20 protein-coding genes are annotated in these 18,025 nt (G+C 63.2%); 8 read left to right on the plus strand and 12 right to left on the minus strand.

The window, feature by feature from the left end:
* Positions 1 to 42: 42 nt before the first annotated feature.
* From VHN57_RS18315 to VHN57_RS18360, 10 genes are all read right to left on the minus strand, one after another.
* Complete coding sequence (locus tag VHN57_RS18315; protein ID WP_278986361.1) at positions 43 to 387, minus strand: hypothetical protein; 345 nt, start codon at positions 385 to 387, stop codon at positions 43 to 45.
* A gap of 81 nt (positions 388 to 468) precedes the next feature.
* On the minus strand, positions 469 to 972 hold the full coding sequence (locus VHN57_RS18320) for a DUF5681 domain-containing protein (protein ID WP_341462719.1): 504 nt from the start codon (positions 970 to 972) through the stop codon (positions 469 to 471).
* 35 nt (positions 973 to 1,007) lie between these two features.
* Positions 1,008 to 1,718, minus strand: a complete 711-nt coding sequence (locus VHN57_RS18325) for a hypothetical protein (RefSeq protein ID WP_278986359.1) — start codon at positions 1,716 to 1,718, stop codon at positions 1,008 to 1,010.
* A gap of 262 nt (positions 1,719 to 1,980) precedes the next feature.
* Positions 1,981 to 2,382, minus strand: a complete 402-nt coding sequence (locus VHN57_RS18330; protein ID WP_278986358.1) for a hypothetical protein — start codon at positions 2,380 to 2,382, stop codon at positions 1,981 to 1,983.
* Between the two features lie 177 nt (positions 2,383 to 2,559).
* Entirely contained in the window at positions 2,560 to 4,524 is a 1,965-nt protein-coding gene (locus tag VHN57_RS18335; RefSeq protein WP_423284797.1) for an AAA family ATPase, read from the minus strand.
* Complete coding sequence (locus VHN57_RS18340) at positions 4,517 to 4,672, minus strand: hypothetical protein (protein WP_423284799.1); 156 nt, start codon at positions 4,670 to 4,672, stop codon at positions 4,517 to 4,519. Before VHN57_RS18340 ends, VHN57_RS18335 begins: the two co-directional genes overlap by 8 nt.
* Positions 4,673 to 4,734: 62 nt before the next feature.
* Positions 4,735 to 4,989, minus strand: a complete 255-nt coding sequence (locus VHN57_RS18345; protein WP_423284801.1) for a helix-turn-helix transcriptional regulator — start codon at positions 4,987 to 4,989, stop codon at positions 4,735 to 4,737.
* Between the two features lie 439 nt (positions 4,990 to 5,428).
* Positions 5,429 to 6,688: a tyrosine-type recombinase/integrase gene (locus VHN57_RS18350; protein ID WP_423284803.1), complete on the minus strand. Its 1,260-nt coding sequence runs from the start codon at positions 6,686 to 6,688 to the stop codon at positions 5,429 to 5,431.
* Positions 6,689 to 6,948: 260 nt separating this feature from the next.
* Positions 6,949 to 7,983: a nucleoside hydrolase gene (locus VHN57_RS18355; protein WP_423284806.1), complete on the minus strand. Its 1,035-nt coding sequence runs from the start codon at positions 7,981 to 7,983 to the stop codon at positions 6,949 to 6,951.
* Positions 7,984 to 8,077: 94 nt separating this feature from the next.
* On the minus strand, positions 8,078 to 8,527 hold the full coding sequence (locus VHN57_RS18360; protein WP_423284809.1) for a DUF1003 domain-containing protein: 450 nt from the start codon (positions 8,525 to 8,527) through the stop codon (positions 8,078 to 8,080).
* 839 nt (positions 8,528 to 9,366) lie between these two features.
* Here VHN57_RS18360 and VHN57_RS18365 point away from each other — a divergent pair.
* The gene (locus tag VHN57_RS18365; protein ID WP_278987007.1) at positions 9,367 to 9,906 is read left to right on the plus strand and encodes a glycoside hydrolase family 108 protein; all 540 of its coding nucleotides are present in this window, start codon (positions 9,367 to 9,369) and stop codon (positions 9,904 to 9,906) included.
* A gap of 14 nt (positions 9,907 to 9,920) precedes the next feature.
* Positions 9,921 to 10,202, plus strand: a complete 282-nt coding sequence (locus tag VHN57_RS18370) for a 3TM-type holin (protein ID WP_278987005.1) — start codon at positions 9,921 to 9,923, stop codon at positions 10,200 to 10,202.
* Positions 10,203 to 10,381: 179 nt separating this feature from the next.
* On the opposite strand, the gene VHN57_RS18375 is transcribed toward VHN57_RS18370, so the two are convergent.
* The gene (locus tag VHN57_RS18375; RefSeq protein WP_026108855.1) at positions 10,382 to 10,831 is read right to left on the minus strand and encodes a hypothetical protein; all 450 of its coding nucleotides are present in this window, start codon (positions 10,829 to 10,831) and stop codon (positions 10,382 to 10,384) included.
* Between the two features lie 136 nt (positions 10,832 to 10,967).
* Here VHN57_RS18375 and VHN57_RS18380 point away from each other — a divergent pair, with 136 nt between their 5' ends.
* Positions 10,968 to 11,642, plus strand: coding sequence for a spermine/spermidine synthase domain-containing protein (locus tag VHN57_RS18380; protein ID WP_037510794.1), 675 nt, complete (start codon positions 10,968 to 10,970; stop codon positions 11,640 to 11,642).
* Positions 11,643 to 12,091: 449 nt separating this feature from the next.
* Here the strand turns inward: VHN57_RS18380 and VHN57_RS18385 are convergent, their stop codons facing one another.
* Positions 12,092 to 12,655: a hypothetical protein gene (locus VHN57_RS18385; RefSeq protein ID WP_278987003.1), complete on the minus strand. Its 564-nt coding sequence runs from the start codon at positions 12,653 to 12,655 to the stop codon at positions 12,092 to 12,094.
* 346 nt (positions 12,656 to 13,001) lie between these two features.
* On the opposite strand from VHN57_RS18385, the gene rpsM reads away from it, so the two are divergent.
* The 5 genes from rpsM (at position 13,002) to VHN57_RS18410 (ending at position 18,001) form a co-directional block, all read left to right on the plus strand.
* Positions 13,002 to 13,370: a 30S ribosomal protein S13 gene (gene rpsM, locus VHN57_RS18390; RefSeq protein ID WP_004208751.1), complete on the plus strand. Its 369-nt coding sequence runs from the start codon at positions 13,002 to 13,004 to the stop codon at positions 13,368 to 13,370.
* Between the two features lie 77 nt (positions 13,371 to 13,447).
* A complete protein-coding gene (gene rpsK / locus VHN57_RS18395) occupies positions 13,448 to 13,837 on the plus strand; it encodes a 30S ribosomal protein S11 (protein WP_004208752.1) in 390 nt (129 codons plus the stop codon).
* Between the two features lie 125 nt (positions 13,838 to 13,962).
* Entirely contained in the window at positions 13,963 to 15,024 is a 1,062-nt protein-coding gene (locus VHN57_RS18400; RefSeq protein ID WP_004208753.1) for a DNA-directed RNA polymerase subunit alpha, read from the plus strand.
* A gap of 237 nt (positions 15,025 to 15,261) precedes the next feature.
* A complete protein-coding gene (gene rplQ, locus VHN57_RS18405; protein ID WP_004208754.1) occupies positions 15,262 to 15,687 on the plus strand; it encodes a 50S ribosomal protein L17 in 426 nt (141 codons plus the stop codon).
* A gap of 103 nt (positions 15,688 to 15,790) precedes the next feature.
* Entirely contained in the window at positions 15,791 to 18,001 is a 2,211-nt protein-coding gene (locus tag VHN57_RS18410) for a prolyl oligopeptidase family serine peptidase (protein ID WP_278987002.1), read from the plus strand.
* The last annotated feature ends 24 nt before the right edge of the window (positions 18,002 to 18,025 follow it).

Here is an 18,025-nt window from a genome sequence, read left to right on the forward strand (position 1 = left end):
TCGCCGCTCGCTTCTGCAAAGCCCGGATGCCCGCCATTACGACTATTGCAACCCGAGGCGCTGGCGCAGACCGTCAGGCGGAGCAGGACGAGATGCTACCGGCACCGGAAGGGACTGCGCTGCTGACGCTGGCTCAAGGGAGACCACGGGAGCGGGCACGGGGACCGTCACCTGTTCCGTGTGCCCCATAATCGCATAGATGGCAGGCGCGGCCTCAAGGAGGGCTTCGCGCTCCAACCGGGCCAGCGTGGCGTCAATTGCCATCTGCTCCATCATGGTAGCGAAGTGACGCGGTGCCAGCATGGCGCGAATCTCGGCCTGCTGCTCGCGTTCAATACGGCGGCGCTCCGCCAGCGAAATGTCAGCTTTCAGGTTCTTCGTCGTCATGCCCGTGCCCCTATGATGGGATCGGTCGGGCGGGTCGGTCGCATCGCCGCTCTTTCCAACCGAAGTCCAAATAATTGCATTTTACGCTCTCCCATCACGCGCCTCTTCCAAGGCAACGATGCGGGCTTCCAAATCTTCCTGCATTCGGATGGAACCGAGATTTGAGATGGCGTCGATGATCTGCCTGCCGATGTCAGCGGGCACGCTTCCGTCCGCGATTGCCGCAATCACCATTTCCACCTGACGGGACACAGGCGCATCCGGGTCGAAATCAAATTCGACCGGGCGCGCTACCGCCTTGAGCGAGGGCGTGACGCGGCTGAGAATCAGGCTGGCGCTGTTCGTGTCCCCCTCCATCGCCTTGGCAATCAGCATGTCGACGATACCGTCCGCGTTCTCCAGCATCCGCTTGAGGAGGATGGTTTGAGCGGTGCTACCGGGGGGACGGCCAGCCGGGTTGGGACTTTTCATGCCTTTTACCCATTTTGGGTTCCCCGGCGGTCCCGGCGTCGGCTTCGGTTTCGGCTCCGGGGGCGGAGCTGGCTGCCAGTCGTTGCCCCACGGAGGGGGGATTTTCGTTTCCATGATAGAGCAGCCTCAAATCAATCCGACCGGATGCATCAAACGACGAACGACTTTTCAGCCGCCGCCTTTGCTGCACGAAGTTGCTGCACTTTTGCTTGTTTCGCCCCGACCGCCTTCTCCATCTCCTTGAAGATGAGGCCGCCGCGCTCACCGAGCAATTCCAGACCGGCTTTCGCTGCCCGCAGTTGCTTCGCCGCACGGGGATTGGATTTTTCGTGATGCAGCCGGAGCAGGATGTTCTGCATTTCGGGGGTGATGCCCGACAGGTAGGGAACCCCTCCCAGCACAGCGCCAACGGTGCGCTCGTCGCCCGCCTCAATCGCGTTGCGGATGAAACTCATGCGCTGACCTTCCGGCAGCGAATGGACATACGAGCGAATCTCGCCCGCCATTGCACCAACGCCCCGGCTCTCAATAGGCTGGGACAGGTCGCGTTCCAGACCCTCAATCACGCGATTCAGGCCCGTCGTGGCGCTGTCGAACCGCTTGAGCAGGCCGGTAGCGATCTTGTCCGCGAAGTTCTGCGTTTCGATGAGCGCCGCCGCTTCGTTCCATGCGGGGTTCCGCTTCGACGCGGCGCTGGCATCATGGACGCGCCCGACCCCGATATAGGCTTCGTTGAACGCGGCTTCGGCCCCCGCAAGGATGCTGGAGGTGTCGTCGTCGTATTCGTCAATCGCTCGCACAGTCTGCGGGTGGAAAGACGGCGTAACGCGAATATCGGCGTCTTGGATTTCATCGGCCATTTATCGAACTCCAATGTCGGATACTGTTAGACATTGGCTACAGGCTAGGGACGCCGCCTTAATTCATGCAAGTGATTATTTTGTTAAAACAATGTCTTAGCTCAATTCTGGGACGACAGGCTGTGACATACCATATGTGTGGGTCGATGGACTTATGGTATGCGCGGCAGCGATTTGGGGCGATTACAGCCCCGGCCCGCGCTCGCTGGCATATGGGTGGCGACGGGCACCGTTTGCGCACCAGTGCCCGGCGCTACCGTGCCTATGCCGCAACCGCCATCGCCCGCTCCCGCGCTGCCCACCGCATTTCCCGGTCCAGCATCAGCACAGCGAACAATTGGTTCAGGAACTCCTTCAGCGGGTAAGGCATGAACGGGTTCTCCGCATAGACCTTCGGGTCCCACGCTTCTCCGGGCGTGAACAGGTCCATCAGGTCGAACGTAATCTTGCCGAGCTTCACGGCAGGCAGTTCGCCCTCCACGAAGAACAGCGATGCCTCGTTAGGAAGATTACCAGCACCGGGAGACAGGCTGAATGAGGTAATGCTCAAATTCCATGACGGGGAATGGCGCACATACCAATGCCCGAGTTGCCCAACCCGGTTCAGCATAGTCAGGAACTGGCCCGGTTCGACCGGGTAATGATACCGAATTTCGTCTGTCACTTTCATTCTCCTTACAACATGATGCGATACGTTGGCGCGCGCAGGCTACACGCGGGCGCGTATGCACGGGGGCGCCGGTCGGGTGGTAAACTCGGGGAAGTGGGGTCGGTGGCGGCCTAAGGGCTTGGTTTTGCTCACTCACCCCACATTCCCCACCTTCCCCCCCCCCCACCCACTTTACCCAGTTTGTGCATGGGCCTCTTTCGGTCGGCACCTCCACGTTCCATCCGGGTTTTGCTTGTCTAGATGGTCCGCGCTGTGCTTGTTCCACCAGCTCTCCGAGACGACGTTCTCGCGCACGGCGGTCCATTTCACTTCATCCACGGTCAGCCACGTGCCCGCAGGCTTGTTGGCGAACAGGCCTTTCAGCCACATCGCGAATTGCGGTTGCTGCCTGCTCTTGGGGCCGCGTGCTGGACCCACGGCGGTCTTCGGTGTCAGCGCGGTGTCCAACTCATCCCAGTTTGGGCGAGTGGCCGTGATGGGCTTGCCGTTCCGTTCGTCGATGCCGACCGTCACCTTCTCGGTGCTGAACTTCCATGCTCCGCCCGGATGCTCGGGCAGGTTCACCTTCACCTGTATCATTGCCTTCTCATGCGGCCCCGGTTCGTAATCCTCGGTCGAGGGAGGCTCGATGACGGCGCACAGGCTGCGGCACGTTTGAGCGAATGCTGCTGAACCCATGACGCGGTGAAGCATGGCGCGGCTGGTGTCCTTCGCGAAATGCGTCACGCAGACGATGGCGATGTTATGCTCTTGCGCGAGCCGCAACCAAGGTTCGAGGATTGTGCGAAGCTGCCCCGCGTCCGCGAGGTCCACCTTCCGCAGCTTCTGCCCCGGCAGATAGCTGGTCACGGGGTCAATGACGAGCATGGCGAACGGCAACCCTTCGGCCCGTGCCGACCGGAGCCATTCGCTAACCGCCTCCAAGTCGTCCTGCATGGAGAAAGTGTTGCGCTTCCCTTGTTGGGTGACGCCCTGAATCTCAATTACATTCTCAAGGTTGGCACCGCACGCCATCAGGCGCGGGACCGTCATTTCCTCGATGCTGTCCTCGCTGCCCAGCCACAGCACCCGTTCCGGTTTCCGCCATGCGTCCGGGCACTCATACTCACCGGGCCAAGGCCTGCCGGTAGTGATTCGTGCAGTCACATCACCGATGACTGTGGATTTACCCGCACCAGCCTCACCGGCAAAAATGGTGATGTATCCTTTTGGAATCCAACCGACCCAAAGCCATTCGATGGAGCGCATGGCAACCCCGGCGAGCGAGCGCCCAACGAGCTTCCGGGTGGTGGACGGTTCTCCGAGGTCGATGGTGACGGTATCAGTCTGCGCGGCATTGCTGGCCGGGTTCAGCCAACCATGCTTCTTCGCCTCTGCGAACACGGCGCGGTAGCCAGTGTCGCGCGGAGCGAAGCCTTCCCATTTCTTTGCGGCCTTCTTAATGTCGAATTTGTCGGAAGCGGCGGACCAGTTCATCCACAAGCCGCGCCCGGTTTCGCCAAGCTCTTTCAGGGCCAGTCCCATGCGATACCAAACGTCATAATCGTCGGAGCGCATGTGCAGGAGCGCGGAGCGAAGTTCCGTCACCACTTTATCATCGACGCGGACCTGCTCCGTGCTGGCTGATGCGGTGCGTCCAATGCCGTGGCGGGGTGCAAGCACCTGCTCAACATGGCCTGCAAGGCAGACCAATCCACCATCGCGAATGAGCCGTTCGGTGACGGTGAAGTATCGACCGGCAGCGTAGGCCTCAATGCCCGTGCCGTTGGAACCGAGCGTGACGAAGTGGCGACCATACCCAATGGCATGAGCGCCCGTCCCGCTGGGACTCATCTCGACATAGCCAGGGACGGTGTTCGCCAAGTCGGCGAGCGCCTTTTCCTGCACATGGTCAAAGTCGATACCCTGCCAGTGCCCTCCAGACCCATCCGGCCCAAGTGCGAAACCGAGGTGCCAGCCGGGGTGAGCGGCAAGCGTGGCTATCGCCTCCTCATAGCTGGCTAGTTGGGCAAGGTCGTCTGGACCGTCCAGCACGCCATGTCGCTTCTGGCCGCTGGTATAGTGCGGCACCTTATCCGGGCTGGCGACCAGCCAACGGCGCTGCGCCTGCATGACGCTCATCACCGAGTCAGACATGAAGCGCCTCCTGTCGGGATTCGGGGTAATGCGGGATTTCGCACGCGCCCCAATCCATCGGGCCTTTTTTGACACGAGGGGGCATTTTGCCGGAAAAACGCTCGGCTTGCGGACCGAAGGCGGCCTGTCGTTTAATGCTGGTGTTCATTCGATACTCCGGCGGCAGGGTTCACGCCCTGCCGTTTTTGTGACGGAAAGGTCGGGAGGGGGTCAGGCTGCCGCCTGTTCGCTGGTGCTGTAGCGGGCACCTGCCGCCAGCCATGCGAGAACGTCGCGTTCCGCATACCGAATGATGCGCGAACCGGGCGGGCTGAAATGGCGCAGGGGAACGCCGCGCGTGCGGTATCCCTCCAGCGTATCCACCGACAGCGCCAGAATCTCAGCCGTTTCTTTGGGGTCGAGGGGACGTCCCTTGGGGACGTAATTGAACAGCTCGCAAAGCTGGTCGAAAGTCATATTCGTCATAGTCGAGCCTCATCACAAGACCGACTATTAATCGGGGAACAAGATGGCCGCTGCCGCATGTGCGGTGTCTCGGTTGCAGCCCGTCAATGACAGACTGGAAGCGACCAATGCTAACCCGCAAATGGATTAGCCATACATTTACCTTATGCTGCACGCTGCCGCGCGTGCAAGCACTTATTTTTACGCGATAAGCACATGCTTAGTGCTTTGCTCCATCTTGGAACAATCGCAGAATTTTTGATCTTCAAAACCGAGGGAGGGGATGGCGCGTAGGATCGGCCCTCTTGACCGATTTTGCCTGAAATGCGCAATATGGAGGTGGCGGGACCGACCTTCGCTACGGGGCCGGCACAGGGGCGATCGCCGCGCTGCCGTCCCTACCCCGGCGGCGCGCTGGTGCCGCCCCTGTAGCCCCGGCGCAGCCGCGTAATACAGTGCATCACGCACGAAGAGCCACCACATTTGCACCGCCCGCCTTTGCCGCCTGCTGTTCAATCCAGTCGCTGATTTGCTGGGTTTCTGGCAGCAAATACTGGAGCTTCTGCGTGCGAGCATAGTGTTTGAGCGTGATCGACTGAGGCACGTGATTCGTCAGAAGCTCCATTTTATGAATGGCGATGTCCAGCGTTGCCGCGCCGGTTGAGACGTAGGTGCGCCGCAGGTCATGCGCGGAAATGGGCTGGTCGATCAGCTTGGCGATGCGTTCCAACGGTGCGCGGGTGTCGGTGACGAACCCACCCTTGGCGCGTGACGGGAAGCAATAGGGACTGGCATCCTTATCGTCGTCCTTGGGCTTCCGTGCCCGGAGCAGTTCAACCGCCTGCAACGACAGCGGAAGCCAAACCGGATTGCCGTTCTTGGTGTTGGGCAGGTGGAACCATGCCTCGTCCAGATTTACGTTGCACCACTCAAGGCTTGCGCCCTCGGACCGGCGGCAACCCGTGAGCATCAAAAAGCGCACAAGGTCGATACCGGCAAGAGCGTCCTGATTCTTCGGATGTGCCCGCATTTCCGTGAGCAGGTTCCACGCCGCGCCAATATGCTTCTCGTCAATATCGCGGGTCCGCGCCTTAAATCCCGGCCAGTCACCCTTCATCGCTGCGACCGGGTTGTGGGTGATGAGCGGCGTCCCGTCAGCGCGCTTATACCGGCGCATGGCGAAATTAATCAGGACCGAGAGCGTCGTCATAGCGATCTGCGCCTGCCCCGGTGCCGGGGTGCCGCGCAACCCCTTGGTCGCCATTTCCGTGTAGCGCTTCCGCACGTCTGCCTCGGTGATGGACGCGATGGGCTTGTCCTTCCACGCGGCGAACACCTGCTCAACGTGGCGGTTCTTCTCCACGATGGTGGTTTCCCGCAACATGCCGGGACGCTCGTAGAAATATGCATCCGCCACCTCGCGCAATGTGACCTTGGCGGCGGCGTCCTCCTTTTGAGCGTCGCGAGGGTCAATGCCTTCCCGCATCTGCTGCAACACCTTCTGCGCCTTCTTGCGCGCCGTGTCCTCCGTGTAGGTGCCGTAATTGCCAAGGGTGTATTGGACTTGCTTACCCTTCACCCGACCCATGACCATGAACACCCGCTTGCCCGTCGAAGTAACGCGCAATCCATATCCGCGGACAGAATCGTCCCAATGCATTTCATATGCGACTGCCGGAGGATTCACTTTATCAATGAAGCTTTTTGTGAGTTTCACCATAACAAACCTCGTCTAACAAGTTTCTAACACGTAAATACGTGCTACGACATGCTGTCAGCGGCTTGCAAGTAATTCAATTTTTCATCTTAATGAGCATTTACAGGTAATTGCGTGCAACTACCGGCAACTAAGTAATTACCTGTCCCATACTGGGGGTGTGGGGGTCGGAGGTTCGAATCCTCTCGTCCCGACCAAAATTCTCCGAACATCGCCATAATCCATGATTTTCGCCGCTTCGGCGGAGGGCCTGCCCCTGCGTGTCAGACGCTGCCGGCCCGGATCTTGGCAAACATGTCCGCAAAGGTCAGCCGGCTATCGATCCGGGTGAAGACGCGCATCGGCCGCCCAGCCGGATGTGCGACATAGCCCGCCTGATCGTTGATCCGCGGCGTCGGCCGGATCAGATAATCGCTCGACGTCGCATCGGGATCGAAGGAGGATTGCAGCGCGGTCAGCGTGACCAGCGGACTGTCCCCCAATATATAGGTTTCGCCGAGCGGCGCATCGATCCGCCTGATTGCCCGCTCCAGCTGATCCAGCAGATAACGGCCCAGCCGCCCCGCCCCTGCCAGTTCCCGGTCGAGTTCGGCATGACTGATCATCAGCGTGCGATAGACGTTGCGCGGCACCTGCCAGATCTCGACCGCCGAATCGTTGAACAATGTCTGCGCGGCGGCCAGATCGATGGTCAGATTATATTCCTTGCTTGCCCGAACATGGACGGTGGGATCGATATTGCCCTGCTCGGGGCCATGTTCCGGCCCGCCGATCCAGACCAGGATGATCCGCCGTGCGATCTCCGGCCGCAGGCGCACCGCCTCGGCCAGATCGGTCAGGCCAGCCCCCGCGACATAGAAGAGGGGCAATTTGCTATCGGTCCGTTGCGCTTCGGCGATGATCGCGGTCACCGCCGGGGTGGCCGATGGCGGCGTGCCGGGCGCCGGCGCGGCATTGCGCCCCGCCAGCACCGGCGGTCGATGCGGCAGCCGCATGCAATCCATCATGTCGCTGACGCATTGCACGGCGTTGTCGGCTTGCCGGTCCGACCCGTCGAGGAAATCCCTGGGATGAATATGCGATCCGATGACCAGCGGGATCTGCACCGAAGGCGACAACAGATGATGCGCCAGTTGGAACAGCCCATCGGGATCGCCGGAAAAATCATTGTCGATGATCACCCGGCTGCGGACCCGTGCGGTCAGGGCGTGAGCCGGCCCGGTCAGTGATGCCTGGCCGGCCAGCCCCACAAGCCCCGCCAGCCATGTTCGCCGATCGATGATTAGCCTGTTCTGCACGACCTGACCCTCCCCATGTCGCCCCATTGGACATGCGGCCACATTGCGGGACCATGACCCACAATGTCAAACAAGACCCGGAAATGCCGGAAGATCAGCCCGCCGCCCCTGCCATATCCTCCCTCTCGCCCGCCATCGCCAGCAGCAGGTCGATCTTGTCGTGCAGGCTGGCAATCTGCGCTTCCGATCGCAAATTGGTCTCATAGTCGAGCCGCGCCTCCAGCCGGTCCTTTGCCGCCTGGCGATTCTGGCTCATCATGATGATCGGCGCCTGCAGCGCGGCCAGCATCGACAGCATCAGGTTCAAAAAGATGAAGGGAAAGGGATCGAAGGCGTGGCGCGCCAGCACCAGCGTGTTCAGCAGCGCCCAGGCGACCAGGAACAGGCTGAAGCCGATGATGAAGCGCCAGGAGCCGCCGATCGCCGCGACGCGGTCGGCCAGTCGCTCGCCATAGGTCTGGCCGTCATCGAACAGGCGGTTGAGATCAGGGGCCTGGGGCCCGCGGCGCAGGGAGCCGACGAGAAAACGGATGGCTGCATTCATGGATCACCTCGTGCGACCGCGCCTTCGGGGCGGACGGGTGATCCGAACCTGTCAGTTCGCCCCCATGCCCGAACGCGCGGTCTTTCGACTATGGTCGTTGTCGGGCATGATTTCCTCGAAAGGATGGGCGGAATATTCCGGCTGGAACAGCATGGCCGCTAGACCCCGCACCGCGCCGGATCAATCCGCGCAATCATGAAATCTTGGTCATGTTGGGGAGGGGGGGCGGACTGTCAGCCTACCCTCTCCCGTTCACGGGAGAGGGAGGGGCCCGCGCCGAAGGCGTGGGAGGGTGAGGGTCTTCTGAAACAAGCCGCCCTCATCCAACTTCGCCTAACCGGCTTTGCCGGCAAGGCTTCGTATCCTTCTCCCGCCAACGGGAGAAGGAATGAGCGCTCCTGCTCGCTTCGCGCCAGACAGCCTTCCGCCCGGAAGCGGACCGAGCGCTATCCGGGCAGCGCCATGCTGGCCCCGCCCCGACATCCCCTTTCCTACGCTCTCTCTCCCTGCTCTACACTTGGTGGTGCGAGTGAATGCGCCCGCGCCAGTCGACCGGTGCGTGCCGCGTGCAAGCAAGGCGCGTGGGTGTCGCGTCCGGGGCGCGTGCCGCGCGCGGCGCTAACGCGGCACGATGGCCCAGCCCCTGTTGGACGGGGCGCGTTTCAGTGCATGACCGACGCGCAGCAGAGGCGTTGCCGACGCGGTTCAGGCGCGAACGACCCCAAAAGCCCGTTTACACTGTGAACTTCGACAGACGCGCCCATGCCATTCCACCCTGTCCTACAGATAACCATATGGGATAAATGATTCGCCATCCACGAACCATGGAAGGGCCGATCATGACCATCGACACATTGCTGGACGAACTGATCGCGCGGGAGGGTGGCTATGTCGACCATCCGGCCGATCGCGGCGGGCCGACCAATATGGGCATCACGCTGAGCGTGGCACGGGCGAACGGTTTTGCCGGCGACATGCGCCGCCTGCCACCCGCGACCGCGCGCACCATCTATCGCCAGCTTTACTGGGACGGACCGGGCTATGCCGCGGTCGCGCAGCAGAGCATGGCGCTCGCCGCCGAACTGTTCGACACCGCCGTCAACATGGGGCCGGGGGTCGCCAGCACCTTTCTCCAGCGGGCGCTGAACGCCCTCAACCGCAACCAGCGCGACTATCCCGACCTCAGGGCCGATGGCGCGATCGGCGCCCGCACGCTCGCCGCGCTGCGCGCCTTCCGCACCCTGCGCGGCGCGGCTGGCGACGCGGTGCTGATCAAGGCGATCGAGGCCTTGCAGGGCGAACACTATCTGGCGCTGGCCGAAAGCCGCCCGGCCAACGAGGCCTTTCTCTATGGCTGGCTCGCCAACCGCATCGGCTGAAGGGAGACGCGATCATGTTGAAGACCGACGATATTCCTCTCCCCTCCGAGCCGACCGACCTGTGGACCCAGCGGTCGCGGCCGGCCTTTCTCTACGTCATCTATGCACTGCTGCTCTGGTCGATCCCGATGGGGCTGATCTCGGGCTGGCAGCCGGAGGTGGCGGGCGCGATCATCGCGGGCATGCGCGCCTATCTCGACGCCCTTCCCGAGCCGCTCTACGCGCTCTTCGGCACCGCCTATCTTGGCTATACCGCCGCCCATGCCTGGGGCAAGGCGAGGGGCACGGAGCGCTGAGAGCCTGTTTGAAAAATCGCGAAAGAGCGATTTTTCAGCGCGGTTCCGGCCCGCTCCCCCGCCCAACCACCGATCCAGTGTCATCCTGTCGGGCGGTTGGGCGGGGGAGCGGGCCGGAACCGACTTTCTCAAACAGTCTCTGAGAGCCAGAGGCGGTGCGCAACACCGCCCCTTTCGACTCAATTATTGACGTAGAAGTCGCGCAGTGCCCGCGCATCATGCAGGGCATTATGCGGCACCCGGCTGTTGGCCGCCGCGCTGAAGCCCGCCGCGTTGATCAGTTCCAGCCGCAGCCCATAGTCGACCGCCGCCATCTGCCCCGGCCCGGTGGTCAGCAGCGCGCAGAAATGGGCCAGATCCTCGGGCCAGTCGGCGATGATCACCGGATCGGAATCGCCATCCAGATAGGCGGCGATATGGTCCGCCGCCTCGATCCGGCTGAGTTCATGGTCCAGCCCCGGCGGCACATGGCGCAGATAGGGGATGACATGGCGCTCGACCCAGGGTTCGATCACATCGGGCAGCGGCAGCGACGCATAGAAATCATCGTCGCCATGTTCGGGCACCAGCGCCACGCTGATCAGCGCGCCGCCAAAGCCGTTGAATTCGGTATCGAGAAAATAACGCATGATGGGGGTGCCGATAGACCCCTGCGCCGCCGCTGGCCAGCCCATAGGCGGCGAACCGTCCGATGGGCCGCCATTGCGCAGCGGCGCGCGACCTGTCATGCGGCCGCTTTCCCCGCCCTGTTTGAGGACCATTGCCATGACACCGCGCGAATTGCTGGGCACCGCCGCCGTTCCGGGCGGACAGGAACTGCGCCTCTATCGCCGCGGCGGCGACTTCATGATCGTGCTCGACCGCAATGAGCTGATGAGCAGCCGGATGAGCGGGTCGGAAAAGGCGCTGGCGCTGATGACGCTGGAGCGACTGGGCAAGCGCGCCGGCCTCCACATGCTGATCGGCGGCTATGGCATGGGCTTCACCCTGCGCGCCGCGCTCGCGGAAATGGACACCAAGGCACAGATCACGCTGGCCGAACTGGTGCCCGAGATCATCGAATGGGCGCGCGGCCCGATGGTCGACCTGGCCGCCGGCTGCCTCGACGATCCGCGCGTGCGGCTGGTGATGGACGATGTCGCCCATGTGATCGCCGCCGGCCATGGCAGCTATGACGCGATCCTGCTCGACGTCGACAATGGCCCGGACGGCCTGACCGCCGACGCCAATGACCGGCTCTATACCAATGCCGGCCTCTCCAGCGCGATGCGCGCGCTCAAGCCCGGCGGCATATTGGCGATCTGGTCGGCGGGATCGGACGCCGCCTTCACCCGGCGGCTGCAGAATGCGGGCTTCGCGGTCGAGGAAGTCGCGGTCAAGGCGCGCGACAATGGCAAGGGCCCCCGCCACGTCATCTGGTTCGCAACCCGCCGGCGGTAAGAATCCCGTTTTAGAAAGCCGGTTCCAGCCCGCTCCCCCGCACTCCGGACATGAGAGGGGCCGCCGGGACGCAATGCCCGACGGCCCATCATGTGCATGGTCAGCGGCCGGAAACCGCCCAGAAGGAAGACAAGTTCGCGCTAAAGCCCCTGGCGGAGACGGCCTGTATGTCGGCGCTCTTGGTCTCTACACCATGAAGGGTTTGTACCGACGCTCCGGCGTCGTCAGCGGCGCGTTTCCCGAATGGACTTGACCGACCCCATTGCTGAACCATGAGACATCGGATCACCTCCTTTCGCTAATTAAGCCCGCGTGACCGGCTTTGAGCTACCCCTCGATCGGCCACGAGACGGACTGTGAATCAGACGGATTGCAGGATCAAGACTTGTAATATTCTTTTTTGGAATCATACTCGACCGTCGGCCCGAAAAGCCTGGGCCGGCTGATTTTCAGCCCCGACACTCCTCGATCACGCGCGATATTTCGGCCCAGACCGGCACGATCAGCGTCTCCTGCCCCTGCACCTCGACCGCGAAACGGCCCCGGCTATAGGCGAGCTGGTCCAGCACCGCGTCGCTCGCGCCACGCACGGCAGTGAGTTGCGGCACCTGCGTCCCCGCCATCACCGCCGGCCAGCTGCTCGCGCCATAGCTTGTCCGCACCGTGATCGCCCCCTGCCCGCCGCCGGCCCGGCCGAGGCTGATCCGCCGCGTCGCCCGGTCGCAGCGCAGCGTCAGGCGCGGGGCAGAAGCCGACTCGCCAAACAGTGCGACCGGCCCGGCCGGATCGGCGCGATAGGTCCAGTTGCCCGGCGTTGCGGGCCGATATTGCCACTCGACTGCCGCAGGCGGTGCGGGCTGCGCCGGTGGCAAAGGCGCAGGCCGGGATGCGGGCGCCGGACGCGACGCCGCTGTCGAAGGCGGCGCGGAGGGCGGCGCGACGCAGCCGGCCACCAACAGGGTCAGCGGCGCTGCAAGGGCCGGGGCGGACACAAGAAATCGGGTCAGACGCATCGCGCTTCCATGCCCGAGCCGGCCGGAGCGCTCAACCCGAAAAGGGGCAAGGCGACGGCAGAGGCGGATGGCCGGCCACGGCCATTGCCACCAGCATGGATGGACCACCCTCCGTTCATCGCACGGAGAGCCTCAAAAAAGCGCCGGATATTGACAGTTTTGGGGCGAATCGATAAAGGCCGCCGTTCCCTACACGCGTAACAGCGGCAGTGCTTCCTGCACTGGCCGTCTTTTTTGCGTCTCGGGAAGCAACATCATGGCCTGTTTTTCCTTGCCAGGAAAGAGGCCCGAACGCTTTGAGATGGGGCGGCGCCAACTGCCCCGTGGAGCAGGAGATTTAAGTACCATGGCACGTATTGCGGGTGTTAACATCCCGACCAACAAGCGCGTAATCATCGCGCTCACCTACATCCACGGCATCGGTCGCAAGACCGCCGTTGACCTCGCCGACAAGCTGGGCATCGACCATGCGCGCCGCGTTCAGGACCTGTCGGACGCCGAAGTCCTGCAGATCCGCGAAGCCATCGACGCCGACCTGACCGTCGAAGGCGATCTGCGTCGCGAAACCGCGATGAACATCAAGCGCCTGATGGATCTGGCCTGCTATCGCGGCCTGCGTCATCGCAAGGGCCTGCCGGTCCGCGGTCAGCGCACGCACACCAATGCGCGCACCCGCAAGGGCAAGGCGAAGCCGATCGCCGGCAAGAAGAAGTAATCGTCGAGGGTCATGTCCTCTGGACCGACCCTCCGGTGACTTCTGCTTTTGAACGATTTTTGTAGGATTAGAGCAAAATGGCACGCGAACCCCAGCGCATTAAGCGCCGCGAACGCAAGAACATCTCGGCCGGCGTCGCGCACGTCAACGCCAGCTTCAACAACACCATGGTGACCATCACCGACGCCCAGGGCAACGCGATCTCGTGGTCCTCGGCCGGCATGATGGGCTTCAAGGGCAGCCGCAAGTCGACTCCGTACGCCGCTCAGGTGTGCGCCGAAGACGCCGGCCGCAAGGCCGCCGAGCACGGCGTCCGCACCCTCGAAGTCGAAGTCAAGGGCCCCGGTTCGGGCCGTGAATCGGCTCTGCGCGCGCTGCAGGCCGTCGGCTTCCACATCACCTCGATCCGCGACGTCACGCCGATCCCGCACAATGGTGTGCGTCCGTCGAAGCGCCGCCGCGTCTAATTAAGCTTCGCTAGAGGCTTGAAGGCGGGCGGCGGACGCGTCGCCCGCTTACCCGTTTGCATCGGCCGGAACGTCCTGATGGGTCCAGGATCTACCCGTTACGGCCACATCCCCAGGGGAAGTACATGACTGTCAACATGAAGAACTGGCAGGAATTGAAGAAGCCCAACGCCCTCGAGATCAAGCCGACCGGCGACGGCAAGCGCAAGGCGACCTTCGTTGCCGAACCGCTTGAGCGCGGTTTCGGCCTGACGCTCGGCAACGCGCTGCGCCGGGTTCTTCTCTCCTCGCTCCAGGGCGCGGCGGTCACCTCGATCAAGATCGAGAATGTCCTGCACGAATTCTCGTCGCTCGCCGGCGTGCGTGAGGACGTCACCGACATCGTCCTGAACATCAAGCAGGTCGCGCTGAAGATGGAAGGCGAAGGCCCCAAGCGTCTGCAGCTGTCCGCCACCGGCCCGGCCGTGGTGAAGGCAGGCGACATTGCCGTCGTCGGCGACATCGAAGTGATGAACCCCGATCTGGTGATCTGTCACCTCGATCAGGGCGCGACGCTGAACATGGAACTGACGGCTGACATCGGCAAGGGCTATGTCCCCGCCGTCGCCAACCGCCCGGCAGACGCACCGATCGGCCTGATCCCGGTCGACGCGCTCTACTCGCCGGTCCGCCAGGTCGCCTACAAGGTGGATAACACCCGCGTCGGCCAGGAACTGGACTATGACAAGCTCTCGCTGACGCTGGAAACCGACGGCACCGTGACGCCGGAAGATGCGATTGCCTATGCAGCCCGCATCCTGCAGGACCAGCTCCAGCTGTTCGTCCACTTCGAGGACGCGCTGCCCGCCGCTGCCCCGGCTGCCGGCCATGCCGCTGCCGCTGCGTCGGAAGGCGAAAGCGACACCAACCAGATCAACCGCTATCTGCTCAAGAAGGTGGACGAACTGGAACTGTCGGTCCGCTCGGCCAACTGCCTCAAGAACGACAACATCATCTATATCGGCGATCTGGTCCAGAAGACCGAAGCCGAGATGCTGCGCACCCCGAATTTCGGCCGCAAGTCGCTGAACGAAATCAAGGAAGTGCTGTCGTCCATGGGCCTGCGCCTGGGCATGGACATCCCCGGCTGGCCGCCGGAAAATATCGAGGAAATGGCCAAGAAGCTCGAACAGGAGCTGCTGGGCTAATCCTCCCCGAGCTTGCTCGGGGAGGGGGACCGCTCGCGAAGCGAGTGGTGGAGGGGCACGGGCCTCCAGGCGGAATGCCGGTCGAATCTTGCATTTGACGGCACCTGCCCCTCCACCGGCCGATGGCCGGTCCCCCTCCCCGTTCCGGGGAGGAACAGGGGCAATGGGCGGCTCCCCTTAATCGCTGCCTGGTCTGGGGTACCTCATCCGGCCCCTTAACGAACGAAGGAATGAGACATGCGTCATAAAGTTGGTCATCGTAAGCTTCAGCGCAGCACCGGTCATCGTACCGCCCTGCTTCGCAACCTGGCTGCCTCGCTCATCAAGCATGAGCAGATCCTGACCACCACGCCGAAGGCGAAGGAACTGCGTCCCTACGTCGAGAAGCTGATCACCCTCGCCAAGAAGGGTGGCCTGTCCAACCGTCGTCTGGCCGACGCCCGCCTGAAGGACGATGCGCAGCTGACCAAGCTGTTCGAAGTCCTGGCCGAGCGTTACAAGGATCGCAACGGTGGCTACACCCGCGTGATCAAGGCCGGTTTCCGCGCTTCGGACGCCGCGCCGATCGCCATCATCGAGCTGGTCGACCGTGACGTCGATGCCAAGGGCCAGGACTCCGGTCCGGTCAACACCGTCGACGAAGACGAATTCGAAGCCGCCTGATCGCGGTTCCACCGGTAACGGTGGATAGACGATAGTCGAACAGGCCGCGGCTTCATCCGAAGCTGCGGCCTGTTTTCTTTTCAAGGACAATAGGGTCGAGAGGATGCGCGCGCTTCGCCGCCTGATCTGGCCGCTGCCGGCCCTGCTGGCAGTGATCGCCGCCGCGCCGGCCTCTGCTGTGGCGGCCGCTGCCTCAGGCGATGCCACCCCCGCCGCGATTGACGCGACGCCGCCGGACAACGGCCTTCATTACCCGCTCACCCGTCGCCAGGATCTGGTCGAGGATCATTTCGGCGTGAAGGTGACCGATCCCTATCGCTGGCTGGAAAATGACGTCCGCACCGACCCCGCCGTGCGCGACTGGGTGGGCCGCGAGAACGACCTGACCCGCCGCTATATCGATGACCTGCCCGGCCGCGACGCGCTCAAGACGCGGATGCAGGCGCTCTTCGCCCATGGCCGCTTCACCGTGCCGCGCAAGGCCGGCACTCGCTATTTCTACGGCTATAACAAGGGGCTGCAGAACCAGACCCCGCTCTATGTCCGCGAAGGACTGGCCGGTGAACAAAGGCTGCTGCTCGATCCCAATCGCTGGGCCAGGGACGGCGCGAGCGCGCTGGCCGAATGGACGCCCTCGCCCGACGGCCGCTTCCTCGCCTATGGCGTGCAGGATGCCGGCAGCGACTGGCGCACCCTGCGCGTGCTGGACGTCGACAGTGGCAAGATCCTCGACGACAAGGTCGAATGGGTCAAATTCTCGCAAACCGCCTGGGACGGCCGGGGCGAGGGCTTCTTCTACTCCCGCTACGCCGCCCCGGTCGACGGCGAAGCCTATCAGTCGACCAACAGCGACCAGCAGCTTTATTATCATCGCATCGGCACGCCTCAGGCGCAGGACCAGCTCATCTATGCGACGCCCGATCGCCCCGGCCTCAGCCACACCGCCCAGGTGACGAGCGATGGCCGCTGGCTGATCGTCAGCAGCTTTGCCGGCATGGACCCGCGCCGCGAACTGCATGTCGCCGCGCTCGACGGTGGCCCCGTCAAGCTGCGGACGCTGGTCAAGGGCCTCGCCAATGACTGGCGCCTGATCGGCAGCCGGGGATCGACCCTCTATTTCGTCACCGACCGCAAGGCCGCCCATATGCGGCTGGTGACGCTCGACGCCCTGCGGCCGGGGCGCAGCGAAAAGCCGCTGGTGGCCGAACGCGCCGATACGCTGGCTGGCGGATCGCTGGTCGGCAACCGCTTCATCCTGGCCTATATGACGCAATCGGAAACCGTCGCCGAACTGGTCGAGCTGGACGGCCGCAAGGTCGGCGACGTGCCGCTGCCGGGCATGGGCACCGCCGCCGGCTTTGGTGGGCGCGATGGCGACCCGGAGACCTTCTTCTCCTTCTCCGGCTTCGTGACGCCGGCCAGCATCTATCGCTTCGACACGGCGAGCCAGCAGACCCAGCTCTTCGCCCAGCCCGACCTGCCCTTCAATCCCGCCGATTATGGCGTCGAACAGGTCAGCTACCCCTCGAAGGACGGTACGCTGATCCCGATGACGATCCTGCGCAAGAAAGTGCTGGCCGACCATGCACAAGCGGTTCCGACCATCCTCTATGGCTATGGCGGCTTCAACATCGCGCTGACGCCGGGCTATTCGGCGACCCGCATGGCCTGGCTGGAACAGGGCGGCGCCTATGCGATCGCCAATCTGCGCGGCGGCGGCGAGTTCGGCAAGGCCTGGCACGATGCCGGGCGCGGGGCCAACAAGCAGAATGTGTTCGACGATTTCATCGCCGCCGCCGAATATCTCAAGGCGCAGGGCTATACCCCGAAGGACGGCCTGGCGATCGAGGGCCGCTCCAATGGCGGCCTGCTGGTCGGCGCGGTGGTCAACCAGCGGCCCGACCTGTTCGCCGCCGCGCTGCCCGCCGTCGGCGTCATGGACATGCTGCGCTTCGATCGCTTCACCGCCGGCCGCTATTGGGTCGACGATTATGGATCGCCCGACAATGAACGCGACTTCCCCCTGCTCTATGGCTATTCGCCCTATCACAACATCTTGAGCGGCAAGGAGTATCCGGCGATCCTGGTGACCACGGCGGACACCGACGACCGGGTCGTGCCGGCGCACAGCTTCAAATATGCCGCCGCGCTGCAGGCCGCATCGATCGGCGACAAGCCGCATCTGCTGCGGGTGGAAAATCGCGCGGGCCATGGCGCGGGCAAGCCGATCGACAAGCTGATCGAGGAATATGCCGACAGCTATGCCTTCGCCGCCCATTTCACCAGGCTCGACATCCGACGCAAGCCGGACTGAGCCCATTCAGCCTCTGGACAGCCC

Source organism: Sphingobium salicis subsp. salicis, assembly GCF_049472635.1.
Lineage (GTDB): Bacteria > Pseudomonadota > Alphaproteobacteria > Sphingomonadales > Sphingomonadaceae > Sphingobium > Sphingobium yanoikuyae_A.